The organism is Metasolibacillus fluoroglycofenilyticus, assembly GCF_003049645.1.
In the GTDB taxonomy this organism is placed as follows: domain Bacteria; phylum Bacillota; class Bacilli; order Bacillales_A; family Planococcaceae; genus Metasolibacillus; species Metasolibacillus fluoroglycofenilyticus.
The window spans coordinates 245,982-260,810 of the sequence record NZ_PYWK01000001.1 but is presented as its reverse complement, the minus strand read 5'-3'; the positions used below and the strand labels follow the sequence as shown (position 1 = coordinate 260,810).

Below are 14,829 nucleotides of genomic sequence, written 5' to 3'. Positions count from 1 at the left end.
TAGATTTTCATTATAAAGTGCAACTTCAATTGGGTTTTTTACGGGCAGTAAGACTCCCACTTATCCTCAAGCCGCTCTTCACTTAAGTCTTGAAGTGGGAATCTTACTGCCCGTTAATGCGGGATAAATTTGAAACAAAATTAGGACTATCCAAGTAGCAACACGCATACTTTAGATAGTCCTAGCTTATTTTCGTATCAATTACGCCTCGAGTAAGCAATCTAAAATTGTCATGACACGTGTCAACAGTTGACTGACCAGCACCACGCAAGCTGTAGTTGTCTGAAAAGTCCATTTTGTTTTGCCACCGCATTGAAATCAATGTTTTCATCGCTTCCCTTTTACTGAAGGAGTACACTGCTAAAGTCAATGTTCATCCCATTTTAAAAGAGGCGTTCTCTGTTTATCGCGTATTAGCAGGCTGTAATACCCCCACTTCAAAACAGCAGATAAAAACAAGATGTTTAAGTGGGGGATCAAACAGCCTGTAAAAACTAAGAATGAGGCCAACACGATGTTGGTCACACAAGCGTTTTCGCAGGATGCGAAGATTCTAGCTTGTGTTCCTCTATCACCAATCAGTGGGGGGCAAAGCCCCCACTGATTGAAGGTTCACTTTATAGGAATCAACATTTTGTGAAACATCATCGCTCCTGTCCAAAATGCCGGCTATGCACGGCTTTTTGGACAGCCCCGACTTCTACTAAAAGACATTAAAAGATGGCTTATGTTTTAATGCGGAATCTACATTCACGAACTCTGCCAGCTTGAAATCACTTTTTCACATCAAAATCCTTCAATAATGCTGCAAATGCGTTATTTAATGGCTCTGCTTCTTTATCCTGCTGCTTCATATATTTTTGAACAGCACGCTTATCGACTTTGCCTGTGCCTTCTTTTTTGCGGCGCGCTTCAAATGCAGATAGCTTTTCACGATAACCACATTTACATACGAAAATTTGACCCTCTCCCTCACCACGTAACTCAAGTTTCTTCTTGCATTGTGGGCAACGTGCATTTGTCGTGCGTGAAACATTTTTACGATGGCCACACTCACGGTCTTGACAGACAAGCATTTTACCCTTTTTACCATTAACCTCAAGCATTGGCTTTCCGCAGTCTGGGCATGTTTTTGTTGAAATATTATCATGCTTATATTTTTTATCGCTATTTTTAATATCTGCTACAATTTCCTTCGTATGCTCCTTCATTTCATTAATAAAGACATCCTTTTGTAGCTTGCCTTTAGCAATTAATTCAAGCTTCTGTTCCCACTCGGCAGTTGTCGCGGGTGAACGCAGCTCCTCCGGTGCTAAATCGAGTAACTGACGACCTTTTGAAGTAATAAAAATATCCTTGCCACCGCGCTTTTCAATCATAAATGAGTTAAAAAGCTTTTCGATAATATCCGCACGCGTTGCTACAGTACCAAGCCCACCTGTTGATTTTAATGTATCCGCTAAGCGCTTGTCTTCTTTTTCTAAATATTTTGCTGGGTTTTCCATCGCTGATAAAAGCGTTGCCTCTGTAAAGCGAGCTGGTGGCTTTGTTTGACCAGATGTCCCAGCAATTAAGCGTGTTTTTAAAATATCCCCTTTATCAAGTCGAGGTAAAAGCTGCTCCTTAACATCCTCATGAGCGTCCTCATCTTCAAATCGATTCTCATATACTTCCTTCCAGCCTGAACTAAGCACTGTTTTACCCTTCGCAATAAACTTCTCTCCGGCAATTTCAGCCTGTACCGTTAATTGCTCGTATTCATGGGCTGGCAGTAGCACTGCTAAGAAGCGCTTTACAACTAAATCATAAATTTTACGCTCCTTATCAGAAAACGCCGATAAATTTACATATGCCTCTGTTGGAATAATCGCATGGTGGTCGCTTACTTTGCTATCATCGACAAAGGCCTTCGTCGCTTTAATTGGTTTTGTTGCAAGTCTGTTCGCTATCATGCGATAATCTCCCACTGCACACGCCTTTAAGCGCTCCGGCAATGTAGCCACAATATCCGATGATAAATAGCGTGAATCTGTACGTGGATATGTGAGCACTTTATGTGATTCATAGAGTTTTTGCATAATATTTAATGTTTCCTTCGCAGAGTAGCCATAAAACTTGTTGGCATCACGCTGCAGCTCTGTTAAATCATATAAAGCTGGTGCGAAGGATTTCTTCGCTCTACGCTCAACATTCATAATTTTTGCATCTTGGCGACCAAGCTGCTTAATAATCGTATCGACTTTTTCCTTATTAAAGCTACGGCTATTGCCATTAGCATCCTGCCATGTCAATTTGATTGAATCCGTTTGCGCCTCAATGCCATAATAAGTTTGTGCTTTAAAATTTTTTATTTCATCTTCACGCGCAGCAATCATTGCCAAAGTAGGTGTTTGTACACGCCCACAGTTAAGCTGGGCATTATGCTTTGCTGTTAACGCTCGTGTTGCATTTAAACCTAGATACCAGTCTGCCTCTGAGCGCGCAATTGCCGCGTGATATAAATGCTCATACTGCTTGCCTGGCTTTAAATTGGCAAAGCCCTCTTTAATTGCTTTATCTGTCACAGAGGAAATCCATAAGCGCTTTACTGGCTTATTAATTTTTGCTTTCGCTAATATCCAGCGTGCGACGAGCTCCCCTTCACGTCCAGCATCCGTCGCAATAATAACTTCATTCACATCACTGCGGCTTAACTGTGCCTTCACTGCATTAAATTGCTTACCAGACTGCTTAATAACCGTTAACTTCAAACGCTCTGGTAGCATTGGTAAATCCTCTAAATTCCATGTTTTATATTTCACATCGTAGCTTTCTGGGTCTGCTAATGTTACTAAATGCCCTAAAGCCCATGTCACAATATATTTATCTCCTTCTATAAATCCATTACCCTTTTTATGACACTTCAGCACATTCGCAATATCGCGTGCGACTGAAGGTTTTTCTGCTAACACTACACTTTTTGCCATTTGATTACGCTCCTTTTATTTATGTACAGCTACTATAACATGTTAATTGGGTGCCAGGCACTCACACAATTTAAAAAAACTGTCCCAAAAGCCGTGCGTGGTCGGTATTTTGGATAGAAGCCATTATATTTAACAAAAACATTTGCTCATATAAATAGCGTGAGTCTCTTTTGAAAGTGTGCTGGACAGTGGCTTTAGCGCTCTTTACCTTCAGCTAGAAATGAAGCGACGAAAACCTTTCTTTCAATGCTTTGTCCAAACAAAATAGATTTTACGCACAGCCTGAAAACGATTTCTTTTCGTCTCTCGAAATATAGTTAGCGACTTTCTAGAAAGAATGTGGTACGATACATGTTGTTTTGAATTGATATTACAAAGAAAAGAGGCTTTTTATGGCTAAAAAAAGCAAGGAGCTTGGTCTATTTCAATTAACTTGGCCACTCTTTTTAGAGCTATTTTTATTTATGCTAATGGGGCTTGCAGATACGTTGATGCTTAGTGCAGTTTCCGATGAGGCTGTTGCTGGGGTAGGAGCGGCCAATCAATATATCCAAATTGCCATTTTAATATTAGGTGTCGTTGGTTCAGGCGCATCAATTGTCGTTTCACAATATTTAGGCTCGAAGCGCTTGAAGGAAGCGTCTAAAATTTCAGCATTGTCTGTTTCACTTAATCTTTGTGTCGGCATTGTAATGAGTATTCTCTTCATTTTATTCTCAAATAATATTATGACGATGATGAATTTACAAGGTAACGTACTGATATTTGCACAAAGTTATCTAGCTATTGTTGGGGGCTTTATTTTCTTACAGGCTTTAATTAATTCGCTCTCAGCTATTATTCGTGTTAATGGCTGGACAAAGCAAACGATGTACGTCTCGCTCGGGATGAATGTTATACACTTAATTTTGAACTATATTTTGATTTTCGGGAAATTCGGTGCACCTGCAATGGGTGTAGAAGGGGCCGCTATTTCCTCAGTGATTAGCCGCGCACTTGCTGTCATCGTATTTTTCTGGCTGCTCTATCAAGCGCTTGAGGTCCGTGTGAAATTACAATATTACTATACTTTCTCTAAAGACTATATTAAGAAGATTTTACAAATCGGTATTCCTTCAGCTTTGGAGCAAGTATTATATCAAACAGCGCAAATCGTCTTTTTATATTATGTTACGTATATAGGAGCAGCCTCTCTTGCTGCACGTCAATACGTCGTCAATATTTCGATGTTTACCTATTTATTTGCCATGGCTATCGGAATGGGAACTGCCATTTTAATAGGTCGTCATGTTGGGGCTGGAGAGCAAAACATCGCCTATAAGCGCGGCTGGTTTAGCGTGAAAACAGCTTTAATATTTACGCTTGTAATGGTTGCGGCCGTCACAATTTTCCGTGAGCAACTTGTTGGACTATTTACTAAAAACCCAGAGATTATAGCAATTGGTTCATCTGTATTACTTTTAAGCATTTTGCTAGAAACAGGGCGGACGATTAATATTACAATTATTAACGCATTGCGTGCTTCAGGCGACGCACGCTTCCCCGTAAAAATTGGCTTTATTTCGATGATTTGCATGAGCCTACCACTTGGCTATTTATTCGTCTTCGTATTGGATATGGGACTTGTCGGCGTCTGGCTAGCAATCTCCGCAGACGAATGGCTACGCGCAATACTTGTACTACTGCGTTGGAAAAGCCGTAAATGGGAGCGCTACGCCATCGTCACAGCAAAAGCATAGGTGCCAGGCACCCACACAATTTACACACAATTTAGAAAAGGCGTCCAAAATGCCGGCGATGCACGACTTTTTGGATGCCCCTCTTAAATTTCTGCCCTATGAAAATTGCTGCTGCAATGAAGAGCTTAGTTCCCCAAGCTCTTCAATTTCCTTATCGATTTGTTTCGCTGATTCAGTTTGATTTTCACCGATAGCTCTCAATTTCTCTACTGCACCGAATCCTTTTTCAGTTACAGCTAAAACTTGCTGCATATTTTCCGTTACATCACTCGTATCTTGATGAATGTTTGTCATTCTATTATTCATTTCGAAAATATAGTTAAGCATTTGTTGAATCATGTGATGCATCTTTCCAAAATCTGTAGCGAATGATTCAATATTAGTCGCTGATTGCTGAATAGCTTCTTGTCCGGTGTTTACGTGGGTAACATTGGCTTCGCTTTCTTGACCAATCGTTGTAATAATAGCTTGGATTTCCTCTGCTGCACTTCGACTTTGATCAGATAATTTGCGAATCTCATCCGCCACAACTGCAAATCCTTTGCCATGCTCCCCTGCTCTCGCCGCTTCAATCGATGCATTTAATGAAAGCAAATTGGTTTGGTCAGCAATTGCTTGAATAAGGCTTGTCATGCTTTGTGCCTCGACTGTGGCTTGCTGTAATGATTGCATAGATGAAACGATAATGGAAGTTGCTTGTAAGACATTTTGGTTTTGCCCTTGAATTTTCTCAATCATTTTATAGCTTTCAGTTACTGCTTTTTCTGTTGTCCTTGCCTCTGTCTGAATTTCTTCGAAAGAATCGAATGTTTTTTCAATTGAATGATGAATGCGTCCAAGATTATCATTCATATGTTGGATTGAATCAATTTGCATGGACATTCCTCCTGTCACCTCGTCAAATGACTGCTCCATCGCTATATTAAATTTCAAATTTTGTTCGGATTTATTTGATACATTCTTCGAGGCGGATTGAATGCGCTCGGACAACTGTTCAACCTGCTGCACTAAAAGAAGTAAGCGCTCTTCTTTTATATTTTTCTCCTCCTCCAATTGCTTTGTAATCGCATTTTTCGACAAAATTTGCTTAATCGTCGCATAGCTCGTTACTAATAAAAATATCGCATGTATAGCGAGCATTAAAAAAGGATACTCATCTGTTCCAAACACAAGCTGCGGAATGAACAAATAGCCTGCAATATGCTGTATAGCAAATAGAACAGTCATTAACATCATTAATCGCACTTGCTCATAGTAGGCGATAATTGCCAACACCATAAAAATCGAAAAGTGGAACTCCACGCCACCCCCAGCACTGCTTATAATCGCCATACTGCCAAATGTTTGAACTAATGTATTAATCAACGGCAATAAATGATGCGCTGAATTTTTTACATAAAGTACAATACTCCATGCTAAAAATAATAAGGGGATAATAAAAAATATATATCTGCCAACGATAATAGCTGTTGTTACTTCAGCAATCGTTCCGTGTGAATTATGTCCTTCAAATAAATGAAAAAACTTTGCTAGTATAAAAACAAGCAAATTGATTCCAGTTGTCAAAATGGCTAGCTGCAGCATTAAATAATTCTTTTTATTTTGCACAAATTCCCTCACCTTTCATTTATCTAAATTCGCAAAAATATATGCAACTACTACTTTTACTTTCAAAAGATAGACAGACAGTATTTTAATATATTAAGCTCAACAAATTCTAAGCAAGGGAAATAACGCAAATAGGCTGTTGGGATACTAGATATTAATCCGTCTCCCAACAGCCTGCTAAGTCTTCAATTATTGCTTTTCATATTACTAAAGAAGATATGCCCGAGCTTTTCAGCATTATTTGATTATCTCCCAATAATTTTGTAAAAAACCCCTATCAGTAGTCTTGCAAATGGCGTAGTAAGAGGAAGCAATATAATAGCATAGATTGTACCCCAGACTAATGTACCCTCAATGTTTATCGTTTCCATCCCACCTCTAACGATAGTCTCACCAAAAATAGCTCCAATTGTTCCGCTGTATAAGGTGACTAAAAATGCACATAGAAGACTTATAAGCCATAGCCTTTTATTTGATAAACCTTTTTTATTTTGGAAATATCCGCCTAATATTGAAAAAGCAATCGCAAAAGGAATTATTACAGAGAAGTACAACCAACTTTCTCCCCAAAAAGAGGTTATCCCGCCAGCCCAAGCTTGTCCTATTAGCATAAATAACAATGCAGTTACAAATGAAAGCACAACACCAAAAATGAGACCTTTTATCCAAGAAAAATTTTTCACTACCTAATCATCCCCCACTGCTTACTTTTACATTATTCTAACAGAATATGTGAAATATCGAGATTACGCTCAGACCACAATCTTTAAGGGTACAGCACTAGAAGAAACATTTCTTTCACAGGATGACCCTACTGCGTTATTTGTCACAGTGCTTCGTATAGCAATTTTCTAAGGATAAGCCTTAACAATATAGAATTCAATGAGCATACTGAAGTTTTGTGCGCTATTTTTCCTTTTCATGTTTAGACCACCTTGAGTAGTAAAGAAAGATGCCTATTTGCAATAGCAAGAGACATAAAAAAATGTTACTGTACCTAATACTGTTTTGAGAATGATTCAAGGGATTCCATATTTGTAAAAATTGCATATCGACCATTTTACTAAAAATAGCGGCCGCTATGGCGTTAGAGATAAAGTTCAACATAGCTAAAAGACCCATCCCAAGTCCAGCTTCTTGTGCCGAAAGAGTTCTAGATATTGCATTGAATAAGGCAATTGTAATAAAGGTGTGACCTAAGTTTCCAAAAATAAGAAATAACGAAATAAATATATGCGACGCTCCAACAAACAAAATTACGAGAAGAAAAAAAGTCACTAACAGGGCTGTACCTATATTAAAAACATAGGCATTTCCTTTTGTATCCGCCAATTTACCACTCTTAAAGCTGAATAAAGCCGTTACAAGTGCAGCAGGTACCATTGTCAAACCAATTAAACCCGGGTCTAAATGATTCACATTAAATAATAACAAGGGGCTGAGAAAGAAAATAGAATAGCCCGTACCATTCGTCAAAAAAGCGATTGCAAGCCCTAAAGTATAACGCTTATTTTTCAAAAGTGTCGGTTGAATGAAGGGGTCTGCCGCCAAATGTATTCTGATGATAAACAAACTAAGCACTACTATACCTATAAGAGCAAACTGCCAAACTTCCTTTGTTATACTCAGCATAACAAGTGCTATGGCAGCAGCGAAAATACCACCTCCTTGCCAGTCGAATCTAGTTCTTTTCTTTTGGTCATCTTCTAAATATTTACGAAAAAAAGGGATTGTGAACAAAAATAAAATTGATATATAAAATAACCATCTCCAACCAAAAACACTTACCGTTAGTGCGGAAACAATCGGCCCCACTACAGAGCCAAGTGCAGTACCTATCGAGGCAATGCCTAAAGCTCTACCACGTTCTTCCTGACTAAAATAACGAACCGGAATAATCATTGCTATTGCCGGGCTAACAGAGGCGCCTGCTGCTTGGATGAAACGACCAGTCAAGACAAGTGGAAACACCTGTGCGCTTGCGCCAATAATAGAACCAACAGCACATAATATAAAACCAACTGTCACTAGATTTTTTAATTTATAGATATCAGCCAGTTTGCCATATATTACTGTTCCAATAGCAAAAACAAGAATATAAATTGAGGTAATCCAACTTCCCTGTGCTGTAGTCATACGAAACGCTTCGCTTACTTGCGGAATAACAATATTAAAGGCAGTCGCATTCATTACGGAGATAATAAGTGTAAACATTAATGTAATGAGCAGCTTATCCCTATGTCTTTTTAAATGTGTATTCTCCATTTTCATCCCCCACCCCTAAAGTTGCTAGTATTTTTGATTTATTCTACAATCTTTTATAAATAATAAAAAATACAATTTTACAGATGAACTTATAACATTAAAGTTATTAAGGGGGGCTGAATAAATGGAATTATTACAGCTATATTATTTTCGAAAAGTCGCGCAACTAGAGCATATGACCAAGGCAGCAGAAGAGCTTCATATTGCTCAACCTGCTCTTAGCCAAATGATTGCACGACTTGAAAGTGAATTAGGTGTACAATTATTTGATCGAAAAGGTCGAAAAATACAGCTTAACTCTATTGGGAAACAGTTTCTACAAAGGGTTGATGCCGCTCTTAAAATTTTAGAGGAAGGAAAAAGAGAGGTGGCAGACCGTGCTGGAGTGGGACGAGGAAGTATATACATTGTCGCTTCACAAATCGACCGATTAACGAAGCCAATGAATCGTTTTCTTTCCCTATATCCTGATATAAATTTTCGCATATCACAAGCTTCTATGGATTCAATGTTACAGCTTATTGATGACCCTGATGTAGACTTCCTTTTTACACCAGCCAAAATACAAAGGATAGATGTTACAGCAATTCCTATATTAAGTGAGGTAATTTATTTAGGTGTCCCGCGTGGTCACAGATTTGCCGACCGAGACAGCATTTCTTTAAAAGAGGTAACAGAGGAAAACTTTATTAACTACAGAAAAGGACATCCACTTGAACAAATGAATAAAATACTTTGTCAAAAAGCTGGATTCACACCCCATGTTGTCTGCGAAGCCGATGATGCTGAATCGATTGCAAGTCTTGTGCGTGCAGGGCTTGGCATCGCCTTTGTTGGTTCCTGCAAAATGGATGATGATCTTGTGAAACTAAAAATAACCGACCCAGTTTGCCGCAGAACTTATGAATTGGTTGAATTAAAAGGACGCTATAGAACAGCAGCAGCTCAGGAATTTTGCACTTTTCTTATTGAGTATTTTTCAAAATCTATTGAAGCGTAGAGCATTTTTAGTACATTTCAAAAGGAGTTGTAAGAAAAGTCCATTTTGTTTTGACACTGCATTGAAATCAATGTTTTCATCGCTTCCCTTTTATTGAAGGATAACACTGCTAAAGCCGATGTTCATCCCATTTTTAAAAGAGGCGTTATCTGTTTATCCCGTATTAACAAATTTGTTTGCGACGAGTAACCGCAGGAGCAGGCTGTAATACCCCCACTTCAAAACAGCAGATAAAAACAAGATGTTTAAGTGGGGGATCAAACAGCCTGTAAAAACTAAGAATGAGGCCAACACGATGTTGGTCACACAAGCGTTTTCGCAGGATGCGAAGATCCTAGCTTGTGTTCCTCTATCACCAATCAGTGGGGGTGTGCAAAGCCCCCCACTGATTGAAGGTTCACTTTATCCCGTATTAACAGGCTGTAAGACCCCCATCTCAAAACAGCAGGTGAAATCAAAATGTTTAAGAGGGGGTCAAACAGTCTGTAAAAACCCGAATGGTGAAACTACCAATCAGTGGGGATAAGACCCCCCACTGATTGAAGGTTCACTTTATCCCGTATTAACATGCTGTAAGACCCCCATCTCAAAACAGCAGGTGAAATCAAAATGTTTAAGAGGAGGGCAAACAGTCTGTAAAAACCCGAATGGTGAAACTACCAATCAGTGGGGATAAGACCCCCCACTGATTGAAGGTTCACTTTATATGAATCAACATTTTGCGAAACATCATCGCTCTTGTCCAAAATGCCGGCTATGCACGGCTTTTTGGACAGCTCCTTTGCATTTTGAGTAGCTTGAATAGCCACCATTTATTTTGTTTGTCCCAAAATCTCTAAATAGCGCTTTTCACGCTTATCGAAAGTGACTAATGAAGAAACACCCGCGCTTTTCAATTGCTGTGCATTGTCAAATGTGTACTTCCCTAAATCATCTGGAAAATGCGAATCGGATGAAACAGTAAACTCAACACCGTGCGCTAATAACACTTGTAAAAACTGTGGACCTGGGCACATTTCTTTTACGGGATAGCGATAATACAAGCCTGCATTAATTTCTGTCGCCGTTTTTGTCGTCACAAGTGCCTTAGCAATCCGCTCATATGCCGCACCTAAAAATGCCTCGTCCTGCACCTTATAATTAAACACTTTAAAATTATCTAAATGTGCAACGAAATCGAATAGCTTGGACTTAATCATACTTTCAACCGTCGTAAAAAAACGCTCATAATAACACTGTAATGTCACATCATCCATGCCCTCAAAAACATACGCTGTCTGTGGATTATCGAAGCCCCAACCATCCACAAAATGGACCGAACCAATGACAAAATCCCATGGATATCCTTGTAACAGCCCAGCCAACTCCTCTTCGCCGCCAATAAAATAATCAGCCTCGATGCCTAGCTTTAGCTCTACACCTTGTTCACGCCATTTTGTTTTGGCATGCTGAATTGCTACTACAAATGGCTCTATATTTTCCGTCATAACTCGCTCTAACCAATAACGCTGCAATCCACCATATTCATGCTGCTCATCTAATACCATATGGCGCTCAAAATAAGCACGGGTTTCTTTAAAGCGATATAAATGGTCTACAATGCCAACCTCACGCAAGCCTAATTGCTTTGCTTGCTGTAAATATAAATCGAGCCATTCCTCACTATAGCACCCCTTTTGTAATCGCTCGGATAATACTTGCACTTGGCGCTCTATCGTTTGACGATATCCTCTACCCTCCCCACAAGTCTGTAGTGCTTGTGCAGTACGCTCTAACCAGCGAAACGAGTAGGGCCCCTCCTCCAAATGTACATGATAATCAATCATCCGAATTTCCCTCCATGACATAACGTCCAAATTTCCTCATATGCTTGCCACATTGTTGGACAAGCTTGATCACATATCACCTCTGCACACGCGTCCAACTGACAAATTTGATAAAAGGATTTGCTATTTAGCTTCGTAGCATCTGCTAATATATAGCTTTTTTTACTTTGCTCTAGCATCTTTTTAGAAACTAACGACTCATCTAAATCATAGTCATAAACGATTCCATCACTAATTCCTCCACAAGATAAAAAGGCTTTATCAAAATTCATCTTGCTTAGCATCTCAATAGTCATCGCACCTACTAATGATGATTGCGCCGGATTTGTCATCCCACCAAGCACAATCACCTTCCCTGTCATACGACGTTCTTCAATTGCTAAATTAAATTGGACAGCCGCTGCTATAGAATTTGTCACAACCGTTAAATCATCAACTGCAAGCAAGAAATCTGCAATATGAACAGTCGTTGTGCCTGTATCGACAACAATCGTATCGCCATTCTGAATACGACTAGCTGCCGTACGTGCAATTAGGCGCTTTGCCTCCATTTGCATTTGCAGCTTGCGTAAAAAAGCAGGCTCGTTCCTGACATTCGTATATTTAACAGCGCCTCCATGCACTCTCGTTAATAATTTTTGCTGCTCTAATTCATCAAAATCTCTGCGGATGGTTTCAGGAGCTACTTGCAACGCCTCTGCAATATTAGCAACGATAATTTTCCCTTCTACCTCTAGCTGTTTCACAATATATTCAAGGCGTTCAATTTTTGCGTACGTCATGATAATGCAACCACGTCTTCCTTTGCAACATAGCAAGTATATTTTTGTCCAATCGTTATTTTATGCTCACGCTGATGTAGCTGCTCCATTAAAAACGCGCCTTCACCTTCAAATGTTGTACGAATCACATTCCCACTCATTAATGAGTGCTGCGCTATACCTGTAATCCCTATCTCTCCGTTTTTCTGTTCAAGGTGAATGGCCTCTGGACGAATCGCAAACTTCTCACCTGTCACAGGCAATGCTGTACCGACCATTTTTTCTAATGCTTGGCGCGTAAAAACATTATAATGTCCGATGAAATTCGCTACGAATTCACTTTTTGGCCTTGTATAAATCTCCGTTGGTGTACCGTTCTGTGCAATCCGCCCATTATTCATCACAAAAATACGGTCTGAAATCGCCATCGCCTCTTCTTGGTCATGCGTAACTAAAATCATCGTCATCTCAAGCTGCTGTTGAATATGGCGCAAGTCCACCTGAAGCTTTTTGCGAATTTGTGCATCAAGTGCACTTAATGGCTCATCTAGCAGCAGCACTTTGGGACGGACAATTAGCGCACGTGCCAAGGCGACGCGCTGCTGTTGTCCCCCAGACAATTCTTTCGGATAAGAACTGGCTTTTTCCGTTAATCGAACAATTGCTAACATCTCCTGTACACGATTATCAATTTCCGCTGGAGCAATCTTTTGCATACGTAAACCAAATGCCACATTTTCATAGACTGTCATATTTGGAAATAGCGCATAGGATTGGAACACCATACCGACCTGTCTTTTCTTAGGCTCCACACCCATCATATTTTTTCCATCAATTTCAATAGCACCTGCTGAGGCATCTGTTAAACCTGCCAATATGCGCAAAATTGTACTTTTTCCACAGCCACTGGGCCCTAATAATGTAATAAACTCACCCTTGTTAATTTGCATATCAATTTCTGTTAAAACAGTTATTTCTCCAAATTTCTTATGCAGTTTTTCAATCGTTATATAACTCATACATTTGCAGCACCTTTCGTCTTTTTCGTTACTTTCGCAATGATGAACGTTAATACGCCCATTAGCACGATATAAACAAATACAACCGCACTTGCAATATGTCCGCTTGTGCTAAGCTTTTTCATTAAGTAAATTTGTACTGTTTCAAAGCGAGAGCCGACAACAAGATTAATTAATACAAATTCGCCAAACAATACGGAAAACGATAATAAAGCACCTGCAAATAAGCCCGGATAAACAGCAGGTAGCAAAATTTTTGTAAATGCCTGTATTTTAGAAGCGCCGAGTAACTGCGCGGCATCCAACAATTGGCGTGCATCAATATTACGTAAGCTATTGCGCGTACCTTGGTAAATATATGGCAATATACTAATCACATAAGCCCCTAGCACAACTAAAATCATCGATATGCCAAACTTACTGTAAACGCGAATCAACCCGACTGCTAAAATGATACCCGGAAATGAATACACCATTACAACAGCGGCTTGAATCCATTTTTCGTATTTTGGAAAATAGAGCACAATGACAAAAATAGCTGGTACAATTACTAACAGTGCAATAATAACAGCACCGCCTGAAAGTAGCACAGAGCGTCCAAATGCCTGAATAAAGGCTGGGTCTTGGAATAAGGTCTTAATCCACTTCAACGTCAGCCCTTCTGGTAACACTGTTTTATTCCATTTATCCGCAAACGCATAAAGCATCGTCGCCGCAACTGGTAAAACAATATATAAAGCGAACAGAAGGAAAAATAAATCCGCAAAGCTACGTTTTTTCATTATAGTTTCCTCCTCGTTTTCGCAATACTCCACTCACTTAACAGCATCGCCAATACCATTGCCACTGCAAGCAACACTGCAATAGCACTTGCTAATTCCGGCTGAGCGAAAATATCCCCTTTAATTAATGCACCAATGCGAATGGCTACTAGGTTATAGCTACTATTCGTCAATGCATAGGCAGAAGCGTACGCCCCCATCGCATTCGCAAAAAGCACACTAAATGTCCCAACAACTCCCGGTAATATAACTGGAAGCCCAATTTTCAGCCAAAATTGAAAAGGCGAAGCACCAAGCAGGGCCGCAGCTTCTTTCCATTGCTGCTGTATCCCATCATAAATCGGATATAGCAGCATTAACGCTAATGGCATTTGGAAATAAATATAAATAAGCAATAATCCAGCCCAGCTATATAGCGAAAAAGATGATAAAATGCCAATTCCCCATTTATCAAACAACAGCGTAAACAATCCACTATTCCCAAGTAACACGATAAAGGCAAAGGCGAGCGGAATACCTGAAAAATTTGAAGTTAAATTCGTTAAAATCAAAATCCGCTCACGCATACGCTCCGAAAAATTCATAATGGCATACACAGCAAACAGCGTCACAACTAATGCGATTACAGCCGACACAACAGATAGCGTAATACTATTTTTAAAGCCCTGTAAAATATAGCTATTCGATAAAATCGTTTCATACTGCTGCAATGTAAACGAACCATTATTTTGAAAGCTCGTAATAAGCATATAAAGCAGCGGTATTAAGAAAAACAAAAATACTAGCACTAAAAAAGGAGACAGCCATAGAAAGGCTTGGCGTTTCGAAATCAAAACCATTCCCTCTTTCTTTTGTATGTATAG

The 14,829-nt window shown here is 39.5% G+C and carries 11 protein-coding genes; 2 read left to right on the top strand and 9 right to left on the bottom strand.

What is annotated here, in order from left to right; all coding sequences use genetic code 11:
• Nucleotides 1-773: 773 nt before the first annotated feature.
• Nucleotides 774-2,966 (bottom strand): DNA topoisomerase III, encoded by a 2,193-nt coding sequence (locus C9J36_RS01170; protein ID WP_107941984.1) that lies wholly within the window; start codon nt 2,964-2,966, stop codon nt 774-776.
• A gap of 392 nt (nt 2,967-3,358) precedes the next feature.
• Between C9J36_RS01170 and C9J36_RS01165 the strand changes: the two genes are divergently transcribed.
• On the top strand, nt 3,359-4,705 hold the full coding sequence (locus C9J36_RS01165) for an MATE family efflux transporter (RefSeq protein ID WP_107941983.1): 1,347 nt from the start codon (nt 3,359-3,361) through the stop codon (nt 4,703-4,705).
• Nucleotides 4,706-4,801: 96 nt separating this feature from the next.
• Here C9J36_RS01165 and C9J36_RS01160 read toward each other — a convergent pair whose 3' ends face one another.
• The 3 genes from C9J36_RS01160 to C9J36_RS01150 all read right to left on the bottom strand — a co-directional run bounded on the left by C9J36_RS01160 (nt 4,802) and on the right by C9J36_RS01150 (nt 8,578).
• The gene (locus C9J36_RS01160; RefSeq protein ID WP_107941982.1) at nt 4,802-6,313 is read right to left on the bottom strand and encodes a methyl-accepting chemotaxis protein; all 1,512 of its coding nucleotides are present in this window, start codon (nt 6,311-6,313) and stop codon (nt 4,802-4,804) included.
• Between the two features lie 245 nt (nt 6,314-6,558).
• Nucleotides 6,559-6,996 (bottom strand): hypothetical protein, encoded by a 438-nt coding sequence (locus tag C9J36_RS01155; RefSeq protein ID WP_066168018.1) that lies wholly within the window; start codon nt 6,994-6,996, stop codon nt 6,559-6,561.
• Between the two features lie 223 nt (nt 6,997-7,219).
• Nucleotides 7,220-8,578, bottom strand: coding sequence for an MFS transporter (locus C9J36_RS01150; RefSeq protein WP_107941981.1), 1,359 nt, complete (start codon nt 8,576-8,578; stop codon nt 7,220-7,222).
• Between the two features lie 124 nt (nt 8,579-8,702).
• Between C9J36_RS01150 and C9J36_RS01145 the strand changes: the two genes are divergently transcribed.
• On the top strand, nt 8,703-9,578 hold the full coding sequence (locus C9J36_RS01145; protein WP_107941980.1) for a LysR family transcriptional regulator: 876 nt from the start codon (nt 8,703-8,705) through the stop codon (nt 9,576-9,578).
• A gap of 812 nt (nt 9,579-10,390) precedes the next feature.
• Here the strand turns inward: C9J36_RS01145 and C9J36_RS01135 are convergent.
• From C9J36_RS01135 to C9J36_RS01115, 5 genes are read right to left on the bottom strand one after another with little or no spacing between them, the layout of a single operon-like run.
• Nucleotides 10,391-11,404 carry a histidinol phosphate phosphatase domain-containing protein gene (locus tag C9J36_RS01135; protein WP_107941978.1) on the bottom strand — a complete coding sequence of 338 codons (1,014 nt, stop codon included), beginning with the start codon at nt 11,402-11,404 and terminating at the stop codon, nt 10,391-10,393.
• On the bottom strand, nt 11,401-12,186 hold the full coding sequence (locus tag C9J36_RS01130; RefSeq protein ID WP_107941977.1) for a DeoR/GlpR family DNA-binding transcription regulator: 786 nt from the start codon (nt 12,184-12,186) through the stop codon (nt 11,401-11,403). The genes C9J36_RS01135 and C9J36_RS01130 overlap by 4 nt, the downstream gene beginning before the upstream one ends.
• Complete coding sequence (locus C9J36_RS01125; RefSeq protein ID WP_107941976.1) at nt 12,183-13,184, bottom strand: ABC transporter ATP-binding protein; 1,002 nt, start codon at nt 13,182-13,184, stop codon at nt 12,183-12,185. The genes C9J36_RS01130 and C9J36_RS01125 overlap by 4 nt, the downstream gene beginning before the upstream one ends.
• The gene (locus tag C9J36_RS01120; protein ID WP_107941975.1) at nt 13,181-13,966 is read right to left on the bottom strand and encodes an ABC transporter permease; all 786 of its coding nucleotides are present in this window, start codon (nt 13,964-13,966) and stop codon (nt 13,181-13,183) included. The genes C9J36_RS01125 and C9J36_RS01120 overlap by 4 nt, the downstream gene beginning before the upstream one ends.
• Entirely contained in the window at nt 13,966-14,805 is an 840-nt protein-coding gene (locus C9J36_RS01115) for an ABC transporter permease (protein WP_107941974.1), read from the bottom strand. Before C9J36_RS01115 ends, C9J36_RS01120 begins: the two co-directional genes overlap by 1 nt.
• Nucleotides 14,806-14,829 lie beyond the last annotated feature (24 nt).